The 17,565-nt window shown below is 61.0% G+C and carries 15 protein-coding genes and 1 pseudogene; 8 read left to right on the top strand and 8 right to left on the bottom strand.

What is annotated here, in order from left to right; all coding sequences use genetic code 11:
• Positions 1 to 84: 84 nt before the first annotated feature.
• The 3 genes from selD to SYN63AY4M2_RS06935 all read left to right on the top strand — a co-directional run bounded on the left by selD (position 85) and on the right by SYN63AY4M2_RS06935 (position 3,034).
• Positions 85 to 1,143 (top strand): selenide, water dikinase SelD, encoded by a 1,059-nt coding sequence (gene selD, locus SYN63AY4M2_RS06925; protein ID WP_099887289.1) that lies wholly within the window; start codon positions 85 to 87, stop codon positions 1,141 to 1,143.
• Between the two features lie 112 nt (positions 1,144 to 1,255).
• Complete coding sequence (locus SYN63AY4M2_RS06930) at positions 1,256 to 1,756, top strand: hypothetical protein (protein WP_011428977.1); 501 nt, start codon at positions 1,256 to 1,258, stop codon at positions 1,754 to 1,756.
• Between the two features lie 165 nt (positions 1,757 to 1,921).
• Positions 1,922 to 3,034 (top strand): ABC transporter permease, encoded by a 1,113-nt coding sequence (locus tag SYN63AY4M2_RS06935; RefSeq protein WP_011428975.1) that lies wholly within the window; start codon positions 1,922 to 1,924, stop codon positions 3,032 to 3,034.
• A 54-nt stretch (positions 3,035 to 3,088) separates the two neighbouring features.
• Here the strand turns inward: SYN63AY4M2_RS06935 and SYN63AY4M2_RS06940 are convergent, their stop codons facing one another.
• Positions 3,089 to 4,018 carry a hypothetical protein gene (locus SYN63AY4M2_RS06940; RefSeq protein WP_099887290.1) on the bottom strand — a complete coding sequence of 310 codons (930 nt, stop codon included), beginning with the start codon at positions 4,016 to 4,018 and terminating at the stop codon, positions 3,089 to 3,091.
• 310 nt (positions 4,019 to 4,328) lie between these two features.
• Here SYN63AY4M2_RS06940 and SYN63AY4M2_RS06945 point away from each other — a divergent pair, with 310 nt between their 5' ends.
• Complete coding sequence (locus tag SYN63AY4M2_RS06945) at positions 4,329 to 4,886, top strand: hypothetical protein (RefSeq protein ID WP_011428973.1); 558 nt, start codon at positions 4,329 to 4,331, stop codon at positions 4,884 to 4,886.
• 183 nt (positions 4,887 to 5,069) lie between these two features.
• On the opposite strand, the gene SYN63AY4M2_RS06950 is transcribed toward SYN63AY4M2_RS06945, so the two are convergent.
• Positions 5,070 to 6,014 (bottom strand): hypothetical protein, encoded by a 945-nt coding sequence (locus SYN63AY4M2_RS06950; protein ID WP_240530509.1) that lies wholly within the window; start codon positions 6,012 to 6,014, stop codon positions 5,070 to 5,072.
• A gap of 155 nt (positions 6,015 to 6,169) precedes the next feature.
• Here SYN63AY4M2_RS06950 and SYN63AY4M2_RS06955 point away from each other — a divergent pair, with 155 nt between their 5' ends.
• Both SYN63AY4M2_RS06955 and mnmA read left to right on the top strand, forming a co-directional pair.
• On the top strand, positions 6,170 to 6,907 hold the full coding sequence (locus tag SYN63AY4M2_RS06955) for a HEAT repeat domain-containing protein (protein ID WP_099884399.1): 738 nt from the start codon (positions 6,170 to 6,172) through the stop codon (positions 6,905 to 6,907).
• Positions 6,908 to 7,005: 98 nt separating this feature from the next.
• On the top strand, positions 7,006 to 8,118 hold the full coding sequence (mnmA, locus tag SYN63AY4M2_RS06960; protein WP_011428970.1) for a tRNA 2-thiouridine(34) synthase MnmA: 1,113 nt from the start codon (positions 7,006 to 7,008) through the stop codon (positions 8,116 to 8,118).
• A 58-nt stretch (positions 8,119 to 8,176) separates the two neighbouring features.
• On the opposite strand, the gene SYN63AY4M2_RS06965 is transcribed toward mnmA, so the two are convergent.
• From SYN63AY4M2_RS06965 to SYN63AY4M2_RS06980, 4 genes are all read right to left on the bottom strand, one after another.
• Positions 8,177 to 8,971, bottom strand: a complete 795-nt coding sequence (locus SYN63AY4M2_RS06965; RefSeq protein ID WP_011428969.1) for a glycerophosphoryl diester phosphodiesterase membrane domain-containing protein — start codon at positions 8,969 to 8,971, stop codon at positions 8,177 to 8,179.
• 125 nt (positions 8,972 to 9,096) lie between these two features.
• The gene (locus tag SYN63AY4M2_RS06970) at positions 9,097 to 9,813 is read right to left on the bottom strand and encodes a hypothetical protein (protein WP_240530510.1); all 717 of its coding nucleotides are present in this window, start codon (positions 9,811 to 9,813) and stop codon (positions 9,097 to 9,099) included.
• 45 nt (positions 9,814 to 9,858) lie between these two features.
• The gene (locus SYN63AY4M2_RS06975; protein WP_099835710.1) at positions 9,859 to 11,157 is read right to left on the bottom strand and encodes an NAD(P)/FAD-dependent oxidoreductase; all 1,299 of its coding nucleotides are present in this window, start codon (positions 11,155 to 11,157) and stop codon (positions 9,859 to 9,861) included.
• 49 nt (positions 11,158 to 11,206) lie between these two features.
• Positions 11,207 to 13,315 carry a WD40 repeat domain-containing serine/threonine-protein kinase gene (locus tag SYN63AY4M2_RS06980; RefSeq protein WP_011428966.1) on the bottom strand — a complete coding sequence of 703 codons (2,109 nt, stop codon included), beginning with the start codon at positions 13,313 to 13,315 and terminating at the stop codon, positions 11,207 to 11,209.
• Positions 13,316 to 13,664: 349 nt separating this feature from the next.
• Here SYN63AY4M2_RS06980 and SYN63AY4M2_RS06985 point away from each other — a divergent pair, with 349 nt between their 5' ends.
• A complete protein-coding gene (locus SYN63AY4M2_RS06985; protein WP_071813485.1) occupies positions 13,665 to 14,018 on the top strand; it encodes a DUF6464 family protein in 354 nt (117 codons plus the stop codon).
• Here the strand turns inward: SYN63AY4M2_RS06985 and SYN63AY4M2_RS06990 are convergent.
• A complete protein-coding gene (locus SYN63AY4M2_RS06990) occupies positions 14,015 to 15,469 on the bottom strand; it encodes a BCD family MFS transporter (RefSeq protein WP_099887292.1) in 1,455 nt (484 codons plus the stop codon). The genes SYN63AY4M2_RS06985 and SYN63AY4M2_RS06990 overlap by 4 nt on opposite strands.
• Before the next feature lie 382 nt (positions 15,470 to 15,851).
• Here SYN63AY4M2_RS06990 and SYN63AY4M2_RS06995 point away from each other — a divergent pair, with 382 nt between their 5' ends.
• A complete protein-coding gene (locus tag SYN63AY4M2_RS06995) occupies positions 15,852 to 17,318 on the top strand; it encodes a hypothetical protein (protein ID WP_011428963.1) in 1,467 nt (488 codons plus the stop codon).
• Positions 17,319 to 17,410: 92 nt separating this feature from the next.
• Here the strand turns inward: SYN63AY4M2_RS06995 and SYN63AY4M2_RS07000 are convergent.
• A pseudogene (locus SYN63AY4M2_RS07000) lies at positions 17,411 to 17,565 on the bottom strand (IS630 family transposase); the annotation flags it as partial.

Below are 17,565 nucleotides of genomic sequence, written 5' to 3' on the forward strand. Positions count from 1 at the left end.
CCTTAACCCAGCGCTCTCCTTTTCCAGTTGCCGGCAGAGGCCGCTACAGTGAAGTCAAGCCCACCTTTTCGCCCTTCGCCTGATATGGAGCCTCCTATTCGCCTCACCCAGTACTCCCACGGCGGCGGCTGCGGCTGTAAAATCGCCCCGGCGCTGCTGCAGCAGATTCTCAAAGAGCTGCCCCTTTTCTGGTCGGATCCGGCGCTGCTGGTGGGATCCGAGACCAGCGACGATGCCGCCGTCTACCAACTCAACGACGAGCAGACCCTGATCCTGACCACCGACTTTTTCATGCCCATTGTGGACGATCCGGTGGATTTTGGCCGCATCGCCGCCGCCAACGCCCTTTCCGATGTTTACGCGATGGGGGGCACGCCCATTCTCGCCCTGGCCATTTTGGGCATGCCGGTCGACAGGTTGCCCCTGTCGGCCATTCGGGAGATCATGGCCGGGGGAATCAAGGTCTGTCAGGAAGCCGGGATCCCTTTGGCCGGGGGGCACTCCATCGATTCGCCCGAGCCCATCTTCGGCCTGGTGGCGGCAGGGCTGGCCCACCCGCAGCACATCCGCCGCAACGCCACCGCCCGGCCCGGCGACGATCTCATCCTCACCAAGCCGCTGGGGATCGGGGTGATGACCACCGCCCTGAAAAAGGGCCAGCTCAGCGCGGCAGGCTACGCGGAAGTTTTGCAGGTGATGACTCAGCTCAACCGCATCGGCCCGCAACTGGCGCAGCGAGCCCAGGTTCGCGCCCTAACCGATGTAACGGGGTTTGGCCTTTTGGGACATCTGCTGGAAGTCTGCCGGGGCTCGGGGGTGAGCGCCGAGCTGGATTTGGCTGCCATTCCGTTTTTGACCGAAGCGCTCTCCTTAGCTGAAGCTGGGATCTTCCCCGGCGCAGCCCGGCGCAACTGGCAGGGCTATGAGGGAGTAGAGGCCAACTCTCTGCCGGAGTGGCAGCAGTTGCTCTTGTCGGATCCGCAAACCAGCGGCGGCTTGCTGGTGGCGGTGGATCCCGCCTACACCGCAGAGCTTTTGCAAGAGCTCCACAGCGCCGGCTACTCTTACGCCCGTCGCATTGGCCGCTGCCAGGCCGGCGAAGGGATCGCCATCCGGGTTGTCGGCGAGATGCCGGTAGCTTGAGTGAAGCCTATATTCGGCCCTCTCCTGCCAATATGAAGATTCGGTCAAGCAGAGCTGCGAAAGTTGAAGATCTCATGTAAGGGTAAGGGGAGCTGAGATATCTTAAAGGGGTATGAACGAGCCCTCTCCCAACAGCCATAGCCTGGTTCAGTGGGTTGAGCCAGGTCAACTGATTCGCAGCCTCAGCAGTGGCCAATTGCTGATGGTGGATCCACAGCGGCCCAACGCCCTGATCATCTGCAAGACGTTTCATGCCGAGTTTGCCGGGCCGGGGGCTGCGGTCGGGGGGCCCTTGGATGTGGATTCGAGCGGCGTGCTCCCCATTGGGGATGTGGCTCTGTTGCATCCCCAGGGCTATCAAGAGCGGCAAAATGCCTATGCCAAGCGGCTGCACTGGATGCGCTGGCTGCAGCAGATCACCGATAATCCTCTGCCGGCCCAGCGGGCGCGGGTGCTGCTTTTTAGTTTGGAGGAATTTTTCTCTGCCGATTTGGTCAGCCAGTTGCCGGATGACATTTTGGCGCGGCTGGTCGGGGTGCTGCCGCAGACAATCGCCGCAGCTCGGATGGAAATGATGCCCCTCTACAGCCCCAGCTATTCCCTGGCCGGCTGAGCCGTCTTGGGGAAGAAGGGAGAGGGGAGTCTGAGTTGGGGCTGTTCGGGATCGGAGTAAGAGACCTAGACTACAGAAATCAGGCCTTCTGGCTCTCTGGATTTGATTGGAAAATAAGCGCGGTATCGCTACCCTGAAAGCTCGCCCAACCGGGATCCTGGCCTCATGCAGTGGTGGAAACGGCTTCGCCAAAATCGCTGGGCTCAAGCAGGAGCCTACATCCTCCTCGTTTTCTATACTTGCGCCATTTTTGCCGAGTTTGTCGCCCCCTACAGCCCGCTGGAATCGCAGCCGGGGGGATCCCTTCTGCCCCCCACCGCCATTCACTTTTGGGACGAGTCGGGGGCTTGGCTGGGACCCCACGTTTATCCAACTCGCCAGGGGCCGGTGGATCTGGAAACGGGCGAACGTCCGCTTTTGGTGGATACCAGCCGTCCCGCCGGGATCCGCCTGTTTGTGGCCGGCACCCCTTACCGTTGGTTGGGTTTGATCCCCTGGGATCGACACCTATTCGGCACTGTCCCTCTGCGGACGGAGGAAGGGCTGCCCGTAGCGCGGCTACACCTGCTGGGCACGGACGATCAAGGTCGCGACTACTTCAGCCGTCTGGTCTACGGTGGGCGCGTCAGCCTGTTCGTTGGCCTGGTGGGCATCGGCATCTCTTTTCCCATCGGTCTGCTGGTGGGGGCCATATCCGGCTACTTCGGCGGCTGGGTGGATACGCTGCTGATGCGGCTGACTGAGGTGTTGATGTCGATCCCGACGCTGTATTTGCTGGTGTCGTTGGCGGCGGTGTTGCAGGTGAACCCGCTGACCGGTGTGCCCTTCAGCAATGCCGAGCGCTTTTTGGTGATTGTGGCCATCCTCTCTTTGGTGGGTTGGGCGGGCTTGGCCAGGGTGATTCGGGGGCAGGTGCTGTCCTTGCGGGAGCGAGACTTTGTGCAGGCGGCGCGGGTGGCCGGGGCCGGATCCCTGTATCTGCTGGTGCGCCATATCCTGCCCCAGACCACCACCTACGTGGTGATCTCGGCAACCTTGGCGGTGCCCGGCTATATCGTGGCAGAGTCGGTGCTGAGCTTGATCGGCCTGGGGATCCAACAGCCGGATGCCTCGTGGGGGAACATGCTGTCGCTGGCCACCAACGCTTCGGTAATCATTCTGCAGCCCTGGCTGGTGCTGGCCCCCACCCTGATGGTGGTGCTCACCTCCCTGTCTTTTAACTTGCTGGGAGATGGCCTGCGAGATGCCCTCGACCCGCGGGATCCTGATCCTCGCTGAGGAGAAGTTGCTTCCTGGTTTGCCGGCTGTAGAGGCAATGGGGCGGCCTGCCGTTCACCGTTTCCCGTCGGGATAGAGCCGGTTGAGCCCCTTGCGAGCCTTGGCATGGACGTCCAGGGTGGTATCCATCTTCAGGATCTGGCGGTAGACTTGCTCGGCCCGGGCGATTTCCCCCTCCTGCTCCAACTTCTCGGCCAGCTTGAGCAAACTTTGGGCCGAGGGATCCGCCAAAGAGCCCTGCTCCTGCAGTTGCCGCAGCTCTTCCAGGCGCTCTTGCACCATCGGTCGCAACAGCCAGGAATCGTCCAGATCCAACACTTCTCGGTAGTAGCGCTGGGCCTCTTTGAAGTTCTTTTGCTCGTCGTAGGCTTCCGCCAGTTGCAAAGCCAGCTCCGCCGTGGGCCGATCCTTAAACTGGCGATGCAGTTGGTTCAGCCGCCGCAGGAAGGGGGATCCCTGCTGCGGGTTTTTCAAATCCGGCGCGTGTTGAACCGGCAAATAGTTACTCCTCTCCGCCGATTGTTGAGGGGAAGGGGCAGGCTCCGCGGCCTGAGGTCGAAGGGGCGTTTGCCGGCTGATGCTTTTGGGGTCAATGGGGGTGGGCTTGTAAACCCAAACCGGCTGATCCGAAGAGGATGCCGGTGGGGTTGGGTGTGGGATCGGCTGCGGCAAGGGAATGGTCTTGCGATCCGGTGGTTCAGGAGGTGGCTGCTTCAGTTCTTCAGGGGTGCCGGGAGGTTTGGGGGCTTGAAATTGAATTGCCTTGGGAGTCTCCCTGCGCTCTTGGGCCAATTCTCGGTACAGAGCGGCCAATTGCAGGTACCCCGCTTCTTCATAGGCGGTGGCCAGCCAACGGGCATTCTCTGGGCTGGGATCTGCACGGTAAGCCCGCCGCAGCAACTGCAAAGCAGTGCCATAATTGCGCTCTCGAATGGCTGCCTGCCCCAAACTGGCTGAGCTGACCCCGGTTGTATCGCTAGCCATGGTTCTCCGTCATGCCTTGCTGTGCAGCGATAATAAATCAGTTTTCCTTTTCCAAGCCAGCCACTCAGGGCAGCTTTGGCAACTGGATCCCTTGGCCATAGCATACCTTTGTCGAGCCGAACGCTGACTGCCAAGAAAGACTTCTCTTCTTTGGGATCTGCTCGCTAGACATCTTTAGCTGATGTTGATTTGAGATTGAGGCATTGAGATCTGGATGTGAGGCATACTTTCAAGCTAGCTTGTAGTCAAGCCCCGAGCAGCGACAGGTTTCGGCGCAAACATGATTCAACAGTTTCGAGATCGGTACCCCATGGGCAGTTTGCTTACCGATCTGTTGCGCGTAGAAGAAGGGATCTACATCGTCAAAGCCCAGGTGGTGGTCAACAACACGGTTCTGGGCAGTGGTATTGCCGGCTCCAACACAGTAGAAGAAGCAGAAGATGCTGCGCTGAAGCGCGCTTTAAACCACGCAGGATTCGGTCATTCCACAACTTCCCTGAGCTTGGGGGTGGATTCTGCTGCCGCCAGGATGCCCTACCTGCCCACTCCTGACTTGGCCAATGGGCGCACCCACTCTTCTGCTGCCCCTCAAGCTCCTGAGTCGATAGGGATCCCGGCGAAGCCGACTTCCCCAGAGTTGCCCAATCTGAGCGAGCCAGGGGCCTATGGAGATGATTTATCCGACATCATTGCTCAAACAGATGTCGAGATGCAGCGTATTGGCTGGGGCCGCAAGGAAGGACAAGAGTTCTTGGAGCGTCGCTTCCAAAAAAAGTCGCGCCACCAACTAAATGAGGCCGAACTGCGGGAGTTCTTGCGCTATTTAAAACAGCAGCCGTCCCGCCTCAACAGCGAGCCCCGTTTTTGACTTTTCCAGACTCCCTCGCTCCCGGCCCCTCTCCCAGAGGGAGTCCCCCCTCACCCCCAGCCCCTCTCCCAGAGGGAGAGGGGAGTTAGACTTGACCTTGGAAAAATCCCTTGCCCAAAGACAGGAGACTGCATCAAACCGCCAGTCTCTCTGGTGTCTCGTTGTGTTCTGGAATAGCCACGGCTAGGGCGCACCCACGATCACAGTGGTGTCTTGCATTGTCTTCACGACGGTCTCGCCTCCTTCCGAGAGCACAACCCGTCGCTCCGGCACCGACACTCCGGCCACCCTGGCAGTTTGGTAGTTTTGCCCGGCCTGCACCACAGAAGGAATGACGCCTGGGCCGGAAACCAAAGCAAAGGATTCGCCACCAATCTGGATCATCCCAGAAACCTGCACGCTGCGGGCAAAGGCCGCCGGGTCACGAGTGGGGGTCGGGAGCGGCGTGGTCACTGCTACGGGCACTTCGCCACCATTGCCGGGCGGCGGCAGCTCCGGCGGCGGAGGTAGAGGTGGCAGGTTAAGGGTTGGCTCAGGGGCACGCACGTTTTGGGGCACAAAGGGATCCGCCCGTCCCGCCCCACTCAAGGCCCGCTGGGTTTCCTGCTCTCGATCCACTGGCGGGATCAGGCTAGAGGCAGCTTGGGTAGCCTGCAGAAGGGAGGGCACCGGCGGCGGGGGTTGATCGGGGGCGGTCTGGCCAAAGCCGGCAGGCAAGTTCACCGTTTGTTGCCGGGCAAGAGCCTGCATCTGGCTGGCTCCGCGGGCCAGAGTAGCGTTCATATCCTGTTCCCAACGGCCTGAGGCGTTGAGCCGCATAACTACAGGGCTGCTGCCGCCGCGCGACTCCACCCAGATCTCGGCTTCTGTGTCGCTCAGCCGACGGGAGCGGAGGATGCGGGATCCCGGGGGCAAGAGGGGCTGCAGCGCCAGCTCCGCTTCGGGAACCGCTTGTTCGTTGGCCAACGCAGAAGACAAACGAGGGGACAAGCAGACCAGGCCCCCTGCCGACAACAAGAGGATCCCAAGTGAGAACAGTTGGCGAGCAGGTAGAGATTTCAGCATAGAGACCACCGGGAGAGAGCCTCGCATCACCAAAATAGCCAAAATCTTGGGGATGGGGCTCAATCGAGCTGCTTTTTTCGACAACAATGCTAGGATTTCCAATCAAAGCCTCAGCCCCTGTCAATAGAGATCCCGACCGGCGTAGGCAAAGCCGGCCCCTATCTGAGCGCAGCCCAATTTGCCATAATGAAGAGAGACTGTAAAAATTTGTTAACGCCATGACTGTCTCTGCTTTGGATCCTGTCAACCCCGCTCGTCTGGAGGAGATTGCCGAGCGGCTGCGCAGCCCGCGCCCTGCGGATCGCATGGTGGCCTTGGCGCAATTGCGGGATGTGCCAGCAGAGCAGGCGGTGCCGCTGATTTTGCAGGTCATCGACGACGAAAACCTGCAGGTGCGCTCTTTTGCCGTGTTTGCCTTGGGGATCAAGCAGACGGACGCCTGTTTGCCCAAGCTGCTGGAGATTCTCACCCAAGACCCGGACTACGGCATTCGCGCCGATGCGGCAGGCGCCCTGGGCTACTTGGAAGATCCGCGGGCTTTTGAGGCGCTGGTGCGTGCTTTTTATGAAGATGTGGAGTGGCTGGTGCGCTTCAGCGCCGCCGTGGCCCTGGGCAACCTGAAGGATCCCCGAGCCTACGACGTATTGCTGCGGGCGTTGGAGGGGCCGGAAGAGCTGCTGCAGCAGGCGGCCATTGCTGCTCTGGGAGAACTGGGGGATTTGCGGGCGTTGGATCACATCCTGCGGTTTGCCCAGTCGGAAGATTGGCTGGTGCGGCAGCGGCTGGCCCAGGCCTTGGGAAATCTGCCTTCGCCCAAGAGCGTTTCCGCCCTCAACTATCTGGCCAAAGATCCCCACGATAGCGTTGCCGCGGCGGCTTTGGATTCGCTGCGGCGGCTGCGCCAAAGGGGCTTCCCGGAACCGGGATCCCGGCCAGCCGATTCAGAAGCAAGCTAAGCTGAAGATCTGGGTTCGGCCTGATGTAGGGACGGGGTTCTCGGAGGGCTCCGTCGAGGATTTGCCGGCCTTTGGTTTTCCTGATCCTCTGCTCTGCGATGGCTACCAGCCCCTATCCTCTCGTTGCTCCAGAAATAGCCGGCTCCCCCTCTCGGCCTCGCATTGTGGCGGCTCTCTCTGGGGGGGTAGACAGCTCCACGGTGGCGGCCATTCTCCACGAACAGGGCTATGCCGTGGAGGGGGTGACTCTCTGGCTGATGCGGGGGAAAGGCCAGTGCTGCACCGACGGCCTGGTGGACGCCGCCGCCATCTGTGAGCAATTGGGGATCCCCCACCATATTGTGGATAGCCGCGAGCTGTTCCAAGCCAACATTGTCGATTACCTGGTGGCCGGCTATGCGGACGGGATCACACCGCTGCCCTGCTCGCAATGCAACAAGCTGGTGAAGTTTGGTCCCTTGCTAACCTATGCCCGCGAGACCCTGGGCATCTCTCAGATTGCCACCGGCCACTACGCGCGGGTACGTTTCAACAGCGAGCTGGGGCGATATCAACTGCTGCGGGCGGTGGATCGGCAGAAGGATCAGTCTTATTTTCTCTACGACCTCAGCCAAGAGCACCTGGCCCACAGCCTCTTCCCCTTGGGCAACTACACCAAGGCCCAAACCCGCCAGATTGCCGCGCGCTACGGCTTGGTTACGGCAAATAAGCCCGAAAGCCAGGATCTGTGCTTGATCGAGACCTACGGCTCGATGCGCAACTTTTTGGATCAGCACCTGGGTCAAAGGCCGGGGGAAATTGTCGATACCCAGGGGCGCGTGCTGGGATCCCATCAGGGCATTCACCACTACACTGTTGGCCAGCGCAAGGGGCTGGGCATTGCCTCTTCCCGCCCGCTCTATGTAGTGCGCATCGATGCGGCCATGAACCGCGTGGTGGTGGGGGAACGGGAAGAAGCCACCCAAGCCGAGGCCTGGGTGCGGCAGGTGAACTGGGTCTCGACCCCTGCGCCGGACGAGCCCTTAGCGGTAGAAGTGCAGGTGCGCTACCGTACCCCCGCCGTGCCGGCCACCTTGATCCCGGAATCGCCGGAGCGGGTAAAGCTGCAGTTTGCCGAGCCGCAGTTTGGGGTCACTCCTGGCCAAGCCGCCGTCTGGTACCACGGGGATCTCCTGCTGGGGGGAGGGATCCTGGAGCGCCCTTCTCCCTAGGCCAACTGCAACTTCCCTCTCGCCAGGGGGGAAGGATTGGGGGTGAGGGCAAGCCAAACTACGCTGCTTGCGCTTGCAGCTGCTGCAGGGATCGGAACAGGAGCACCGTGTAGACATTGAAGATAGGCGTGACTGCCGTGAAAGCGGCAAACCCGACCACAACTGCTAAGAGAGCTACCACAGGCGCCCAAACCAGAAGCGCAAGTCCTATGATGTCGGTATTACCCCCAGTTACAACTGCAGCTAGGGTAGCTCCCAAGATCGCCACAACAAAAGGCAAAAGCAGGATTGAGATGCCGAAGATCAAAACCACGACCAGGAATGCCCAAAACACCCCCCACCAACGGCCCCTGACCAGGTTCCAACTGTAGCCCAACCCTTCTGTGGCACCCTTGTCCTCCAGGGCAATTGCGCAGAGGGTGAAAGCTAGCCTTACCCGGCAATAGATGCCGGGAAACACAAACAGCTGCATCCCTAGTGAGGAAATCAGATTCACCAGGAGGCTGCCGAATATCAGAGGCACTGCCTTAGAGAAAGCCTGATCCAAGCTATTGCCCAGCAAGGGAGTTCGCTGCTTCAAGTGCTGATCCACCAGCCAAAAGGCTGCTCCTGTCAAGATGGGCGCGCCGACTAGGACATAGGCCAGGAGGAGCAAGGAGAGGATCATCCCGAGGGAAGGTGAGGTCAGACCTACAACGAAGAACGCGATATGGCTAGAAGAGGTCAGGATCAGCAGCGGCCAGTAGATGGGACCTACCAACTCAAACGACCGCCGCAAGAGCAGAATCGGGCTAAGGGTGGCGCTTTGCATGGCAGAGGGATCCTCGTGGGCAGCCCAGTCCACCCCCTTCATACCACGGGATCTCACCTAGGACATCTTGGGTTGAGCCGAAATCCCAAAAAGGGATCCCTTCTCATCTCAAAGCTAGGCACGGGGAGCACCCTTTTTGCTATCCCCAATGGGGGCAAAAGCGGAAACTAGGAGGCTGCTTGCCCCTTCAATCGTTGCAGGGATCGGAACAGGAGAACCACATAGACCCAGAAGATGGGCATAACGGCTGTGGCAGCAGCAGCCGCAACCATTCTCACCCCAAAGTCGCCAACATCAGCCACAACTATGACAAATCCAACTATCAATACACCCGCAAAACCAAGAATCAAGCCCAGGACCAGAAGGGCCCAAAACACGCCCCACCAACGACCTTTGACGAGATTCCAACTGTAGCGCAGCCCTCCTGTAGTTCCTTGATTTTCTAGAGCAATGGCACAAGGTGTGAGGGCCAGCTTAACCCCTACATAAATGCCTGGAATGATCAGAAAGATGGAGGCAAGGCAAGAGAGGAGTGCTGCTAAGAGGGTGCTCAGAACTAGAGGCACTGCCTTCGAGACAGCTCGGTTGAGGCTGTTGCCCAGCAGGGGAGCTTGCCGCTTCAGGTGCTGATCCACCAGCCACAAGGCTGCTCCGCCTAGGATCGGTGCAACAACAATGCCATAGGCCCGTTGGAGGATCCCCCCGAGAAGTGGGGTCAGCTCCGTGACGATGGCCAGGATAAAGCCTGGAGAGGCCAGGATCAGCAGCGGCCAGTAGATGGGACCTACCAACTCAAACGACCGCCGCAGGAGCGGGATTGGGCTAAGGGTGGCGTTTTGCATGGCGGAGGGATCCCTGTGGGCGATTAAGTCCACCCCCTTCATACCACGGGATCCCGGCTTTGGTTCCGGGAGTAGAGTTAAGAAAGTCTACAAGGCCGATTTTTGGAGAATCCACGCCGCTGCCTGTTCGCCGCTGCGGAGAGCCCCCTCGAGGCTGCTCTGGTGGGTGTATTCCCCGGCCCAAAGGAGGCCCGGCAGGCCGCTAAAGGTGAGAACCAAATGCTGCTGAAAGCCGGGCGGCTGCACAAACTGGGCAAAAGGGATCCGATACACCCGCAGCAGGCGCCATTGTTCCAAGGGGGCTTTGGGAAAATAGACCTGCAGCTCGGCCCGGCAGGCTTGGGCCAGCTCTTCATCGCCCAGAGGGGGATTTCCCAGCACCGTCACCGAATAGAGGTGCTGGCCAGCAGGAGCCAGCGCCGGGCTGAGGTGGGTGAGCTGCACCCAGTGGTTGATCCAGCCTTGGCCGCCGGCGTTGAGGTACAGATAAGGGCCGCGAGTTAGGGAAAAGGGGGCGCAGAAGTAAAGGCAGGTCACCGCTCGTCCCTGGGTGGGGATGGGTACAGCGGCGTGGGGGCAGAGCTCCGCTTGCCAGGCCCGCGCTTGAGGAGCATCGGTGGCGCAGACCACCCACTCGGCAGGGATCTCCTCGCCGTCGGCGGTGCGGATCCCGCGCACTTTTCCCTCTTGGACCAGGATGCGCTCCACCGGGGTTTGGTAGCGGATCTGCTCTGGGGCAAGGTGGCCGGCCAGTTGGCGGGCCAGTTCTCCCATACCCAAGGCCGGGGTGACGATGGCTCCCTCGGCCATCATCTTGAAATAGAAGGCCAAGAGGCGGGCGCTGCTGGCCAGCTCCGGATCCAAAAGAATGCCGCGGAAAAAGGGGTAGAAAAAGTGCTGGCAGATCTTGGCGGAGAACCCGTACCTTTCCAGAAACTCCCGCACCGAACAATCGGATCCCCCCAGTCCTTCTTGGAAAACCTGCTCCGGGGTGCGCCGCGCCAGCTCTGCCCGCAACTGCAGCACCTTGAGCTTGTCGCCAAAGCTGGCCAAGGGGTTGAGCAGGGAAGGAAAGATACTGGACAGATCCCGCAGGGGATCTCCCAACAGCCAGCAGCGACCGGGTTGGGCCAACATGGCTCCCGGACGGTAGGGGCGGGGATCGAGCTGGCTCAGATCCAGATGCCGCCGCACCTGGGGATAGGCCGTAAACAGCACCTGAAAGCCGCGATCCAAACGAAAGTCTTCCACCGCGTCGGTGCGCACCCGCCCGCCGGGGCTGTCGCTTTTCTCTAGGACCAGAACATCCCTTTGGCCCGCTTGGGCCAGCACCTTGGCGCAGGTCAAGCCGGCCAGCCCCGCCCCGATAATGACTACTCTGCCCATGCTCTGCCGGGATCCCTCCTCCGTCGAGTATTCTACCTGGCTTGATTCCTCAAGGCTGAGTCCCCTTCTCCGCTTCAGAGGCGGGATGTTCTGGCCCCCAGATGCGAATGGCGCCATCGGCGCCGCCGCTGAGAAGGGTCTGACCATCGGGGCCGAACAGCAGAGCGCTCACCATCCAGGTCTGGCCGCCCAGAGTGCGCAACTCTTTGCCGCTGCGCAGATCCCAGAGTTTGATCTGCTGGGCGCGGTGATCGGTGCTGCTGGCCAGCAAGCGACCATCGGGGCTGAGGGCAAGGGTGGCCAAGCCGGATAAGGGCTGGGGCAGGGTGCGCTCCCGGGATCCCGTGCCCACGTTCCAGATCCAGATGCCGGAAGCGCTGGCGGCGAGCAAGTGGCGGCCATCGGGGCTGAGGAGCACCTGCTCGATGGGGTAGTCGGCTTCGAGGGTTTTCAGCAACGCTCCACTCCTGGGATCCCAGAGATAGACGGCGGGATTCCCATTGGCAGCCACCAGGATCCAGGGCGAGCTCCCTTCTTCCGCCAACCCAGAGGGAGCAAAGGCCACTGCCGTAATGCCTGCCCCTTGGGTAACCGGGTAGGCGGCGCTGTCGATGGTGCGCACCAACTGGCCGTCCTCGGCTTGCCAAAGGCGGATGGTGCGGTCGGCGCTGCCGCTGGCGATCCAACGGCCATCGGGGCTGATGGCGACGCTGTTGATCAAGTCGGTGTGTCCTTGCAATTGCAGCCGTGGCACCCCCTCCCCCGACCGCAGGGCGGGATCCCCTAGAGCAGCCAGATCCCAGACCCGCACCGTCTTGTCTGCCCCTCCACTCACCAAAAAGGTGCCATCCGGGCTGATGGCCAGCGTCTCAATCGAGCCTTCGTGGCCTGTCCAGCTCTGCAGTAGTTGGCCGGCCTGGGGATCCCAAAAGCGGATGACGCCGTCATCCCCCCCGGCAACCAGGAGATTTCCATCCGGGCTGATGGCCAGGGCGGTGATGGCGGCGGGACCTTCCAGCTTGGCCTTGAGCCGTAAGGACTTGGCCCAATCTGCCAAGTCGAGGGCAGGGCTTCCAGTCTTGGAGGGATTGGGCGGCTGCTCTGTGAAGCTGAAGCTGTTGGGCCCAGCGGATCCCAAATTTGCCATTGTTCCCGCGGGCGGGACAGAGTCCCTAGGCACAACTGCCTTCTCTCCCCACCGGCTAAGGTTGGCCGCCAGTTGCCAGGCAGCAACTCCGAACAAAACCAGCAAAGCCGCCAGGCTGCTCCCCGCCCAAAGCGGTGGGATCCAGAAACGCGCCCGCAACGATACGGGAGAGCGCGGCGGCGTAGTCGGCTCCTGCCAGGGATCGACGGCAACAGGGTCGGGCAAGATCTCAGCGCCGGGAGAGACACCTTCTGCCAGAGACAAAGCCTGCAAGGCAGCCAGAGCTGCCGCTGCCGAAGCAAAGCGCTGCCGCGGGTCGCAACCCACCAGGCCATCCAAAAAAGCGGCGAAAGGAGCGCTGGTAGGAGCCAGATCGTGCCAGCGCAGCTCTCCCGTCAACGGATCGCGAAACAGCTTGTGGGTCGGGATCCCTGAGAGGGCTTGCAAGGCGAGGAGGCCCAAGGCATCGAGGTCGCCGCCAGCAGAGGAAGCCTCCAATCCAGAACCGGCAGAGGCCATAGCTTGGCCCAAGCCCAATACCATCCAACGGCCATCGGACTGTCGGCAGAGCAAGCAAGAGGGCCGCAAATTGCCGTGGCTCACCCCCTCACCCTGCAGAAAGGCTAGAGTCTGCAACACATCTTGCAAAAAGGCCCGCACCTCCACCTCTGACCAAAGCTGCCCTTGCTCCGTGGTCTGGCGCAGGGCCTGTTCCAGTGTCTGCCCCTGGATCCACTCTTCCACCCAGTAAAAGCCCCCTTCCTCCTCAAAATAGGCCAGCAGGCGCGGGATAGCGTCATGGGATCCCAGGCGTTCCCGCAGCGCCATTGCCTGTTGAAATCGCTGCCGGGCAGCAGAGGGCTCTTCCCCCTTGGGAGAGCGAGGTTGCCAACGCCTGATCACCACCCAGCTCTGTTCGGGGCAATGGCCATCTTGGGCCAGGTAGGTTTGCCCGCTGGATCCCAGTTCTTCTAGGATCTGATAGCGGCCAGCCAAGGTTTGCCCTACCATAAGGACTCCGGTCGCTCCAGGCAGATGTGGCTCACCCGTGGCCTATCCTCGGCCAGGCTACCAATTTTTGCTTCTGACCCATCATGCCACAGTGAGAAAACAGGGTCTAAGGTAACCCCCTCGGCAAGAGATGAGGTTTCTGGCTACTCGAGGCGGGAGAGATGGAGGTGACCTCCCTTCGGAAGAAGGAGATCTAGATCAGGCGCGAGAACCTAGGACTCAACCCTCCCCCCCAATTGGCGGCCCGCCCAAGGAAAATCCTCTACACTAAATAGAGCGAGTACAGGCAAAACCGCGTCCATCCTATTGTTTGCCGGTCTGTTCTCCAGGCTGGCCTCCCTGGCACCTTATGTCTTCTGTCAACCCGGCCTTGCCCATTCAGTGGATCGATGCGGATTCGGGAGAGGTGGTGGAGGAATGCCCCTGGGAGAGCAGCCCCCATCCGGGTACCTACATCCAACTGGCCGAGCAGCACTACCTAATTTTGGAAAAGCGTCATTCCTACCAATTGCGGCAGGGCAAGTATCACCTCTGCGGCATCCGCGCCCTCATTCGCCCGGTGAGCCCACCTCCCGAAGCAGGCCAGTTTCTGGGGGATCCCTCCTGCCGCTTCAACGCCCGCTCGCCCCTGTTGCGCTGCGCCGTCAACCCCAGCGGGCCCTGCCAGGGGTGTCGCCACTACGAGCCGGCCAAAGGGCGTTAGCTTTCCAGCTCCAGCGCCAGCACCTCGGTCAGGGCGCGGTTGGTGTTTTCCCGGAACTCGGCCACGCTCACCCGTCCCAGCAAGTACACCGCCAGCAGCATCACCGCCGCCTCCACCCCAAAGACGGTGGCATAGGCCAGCACCGAGGAAGTGGGGAAGAGGAGCCGCCCCAAATCCAGCAAGGCGCCGCCAATGAGGGTAGAAAGCGCCTGCGACATCGCCTGGGCCAGGCCCCAAGCCCCAATAAAGGTGCCGGCAGTCTCAGCCGCTGTCAAATCCAACATCAAGCTGATGGCGCCGTTGGTGGTGATCCCGGAAGCTAAGCCGAACAGGATCATGCACAGTTGCAGCAGCCGCGGCTCGCCCGTAAACCCTGAGGCAATGGTTAGGCCAAAAGAAAGGGCCACCAGCAGGCAGCCCAAGCGGGCAGTCGTCTGCTTGCCCAGCCTAGGCACGATGAGAAAGCCAGTCACCACAATCCCTACCAAGACGCCTATACTCCAAAAGGCGTTGAGTTGGGTGCTCTGGGCTACCGTCATGCCGAACACCTCGCCGCCATAGGGCTCTAGAATCGGCTGCTGGATAAACAGGCCCATGGTCATCAGGGCCAAAAAGCCGAAGAAGATCACGGTTTGGCGGCTGGCGGTGAGCACCTTAATGGCCGTGCCCAGGGTGATCTGGTCTTCCCGACCCACCAAGGTGGAACGGGATCCGTAGCGAGAGTAGCGTTCTTCCACCCCCCAGGTGGCGATCACCCCCAGCAGGATCACCACGGCAGGGATGATGATGAAAAGGCGGTTGATCGTGCTCTGTAAGTTCTCGGCATCCAGGCCGCGCAGCAGCACCGCCGAGCCAATCGCCCCCCCGGCGATGCCCACCATCAGCATCGACCAGACGATCCCCACCAACTGGGAGCGGTTGTGCTCATCGGAAACATCCACCAGCAGCGCCGCAAAGGGCGTGGAGCAGGCGCTCAGACACAGCCCGTAGAGAGCAAACATCAAGGCAGCCAGAGCAATCCAGCCGTAGGTAGCCGGCGACCAGCCGCTGTTGGCAAAGCTCTGCCCCAAGCCCCACACCACCTGCACCGCCAAGAAGATGCACAGGGCAAACAACACCGATCCCAGGCGCACATAGCCGCTGCGGTGCGTCCCCAACAAAGGCTTGGCATCGGAAAGCTGCCCAAACCAGACGCGGGCTGGAGACACCAACTGGTGCATGGCCAGGGATCCCCCCACCACCGTAGCCGGGATGGCCAGCAGCTCCGGGTCGATCATGACCCGGTTGAGCACCCCCAACGTCAGCAGCGACATCATCCCCAAGCCCATCTGAAATAGGCCCAGGCGAAACATAACCAGCAAAGGCAAGGGGGGCGCCGAAGGCTGAGGCTGTGAAGAAAGGGCGGTGGCCGCCGACCCGTTGACCTCAGGATCCCGCTGAATATTGGCCATGACCTGTGATGCTTCATGCAAAAGCCCTACAGCTTTTTATGGTAGCCCAGGCAGCCGGGGATCCCGGAAAAGGTATGGGATTGCCGAAAGCGAAACCGCCGCACCGGCTCTCGGTAACCGAGTTAGGGCCGGAGCATCGTTCCCTGCTAGCCTGTTGCCGCTGGTTTTGGCGGGAGCAAGTCGCAAAATCTTTCCGCGCCGGGGTTTCTCTACTACACTGACAACTGACCTGGTGCCAAGCGAAACGGGCCTTCCTGCCGCTGCGCTCGGCAAGTCAGCATTTGCAGACACAACAAACCCAATCTCGATCCTGTTTGAGACCGAGAAGCTCGTCCATAGCCAGCTTTTGCTCAAGTCGGCGAGGAATTTCTCCGGCAACCCTATGGCTGACGCAGTCCCAGTTCGGCGCTACGACCTGTTTGTGCAAGCCTCGCGGCTGCTGCAGCGTTACCGGCAGTTGACGCCGGAACTGCGTCCAATAGGAGTAGAAGTGGCCCTGGCCATCCAGTACCATCGCGCCCAGGCCGGCTCGGGATCTCTTCTGCCGGCGGTGGGATCCCCTCATGGCCTGCCTCTGCAGCAGGTGGCCCAGCGCATTTGCGACCCGTTTTACAGCAAAGTCCACCCCCTGCTGCCCACCCTGCCGGAGACGGGGGAGCCCTTGGTGTGGCCCCTGTTTAACCAAGGGGAAAACGGCCTTGTCCAACCCCTGGCGCCGAGCAAAGTGGGCGGCAAATTGGCGGAACGGCGCTGGCTTAAGGCTTGCAACAGCCAGGAGGGCATTGGTTGTCATGCTTTGGCCGCCCATCTGTGGCAGGACGAGCGTTTTCTGGCCGAAGACCGGGATCTCTGTCCTTTTCGCCTCTACGACGGGCGCTACCCCTTGAGCGTGGATCAGGGGCGGCAAACCTGTGGCTTCGACGACCACCCCTGTGGCTGGCAGGCGGGACACCCCAAAATGCTGCAGGTGGTGGGCAAGGGCAAACAGGCGGAGATTTTGCTCCCCCACTGGACTGACGCGATGTGGGCCATGCTGATCCCGCCCCATCGCCCCCTGCCCATCTATCCTCTGCTGGTGATGCTCTACTTTGGCCAGGAGACTCTGCAAAAGGGGCGCAGCAGCCTTTCGGTGGAGCAGTTTCGCCTGGATTTTCAGTTCAGCCACTCCCAACTCAAGCTGTTGTTTGACACCCACCCTGAGCACCCTCTCAATCGCCATCTGCTCGCCCTGGCTGCGCAGCCGGAGGTGGAGTGGGGATCCGCCGAGCTCCTGCCTCCTATGCCCCCCCTCTTGCATCACCCTGCTGGGGGCAAGGTGGTTTTGGATCCGGATGAGCCGCCCCAGTTTCGCAGCAGCGGGATCCCTGCCTGTGCCGGGACAGACCCGCTGATGGCAGAGCGCCGCCGTCGCCGTCAGTTGGAGCGCAGCGAACGCCACAACGAGATCTTGCACCACTTTCGCCGCTGGTTCCGCCTGGCTGGGCTGGAGGTGCGGGAAGACCAGCACACGTTTGACTTTCTGGCGGTGGCGGATGGACACCTGCTTTTGGCCGAGGTGAAATTGCTGCACCACAAAGATGCCGCAGAGGCGCTCCAGGAGGTGGTGGGGCAATTATTTTACTACGAGCGCTTTGCCCTCACCCCCTGGATCGAACAGGGCTTCTCCGTTCAGAAAGCCGCCGTTTTCGACGGGCCGCCGCCGGATCCCTACATTCGATTTCTGGAAGACCTGGGCATTGCCACCTACTGGATCAACGAGCAGCAGATGATCGACGGGCCGGAGAGCTCGCTGCGCCTGTTGCGCCAAATGGAGGTGCGGGTGCGGCCGGATCCGGAGTTGGGGGATTAGCCTCTTTTCCGGGCTCTGGCCTAATGGAGAGGGATTCTTAACCACCTCTTTACTCAGGTTCTCCCCTGAGGGTGGTACAGCCTGTTAAGGGCTCAAGGGGTACAATAGCAGCACTTAGCAAACCAACTTCGGAAGGAGGATGGATTGATCAGTAGTAAAGAAGTCTTCACTATCTGCTCCATGCTATATTTCCCAATTCTGCAAAGCTGCCGAATAAAATGCTTCAACACCGACCACATCATCTCAA

It is taken from the genome of Synechococcus sp. 63AY4M2 (assembly GCF_002760475.1).
Taxonomy (GTDB): Bacteria; Cyanobacteriota; Cyanobacteriia; order Thermostichales; family Thermostichaceae; genus Thermostichus.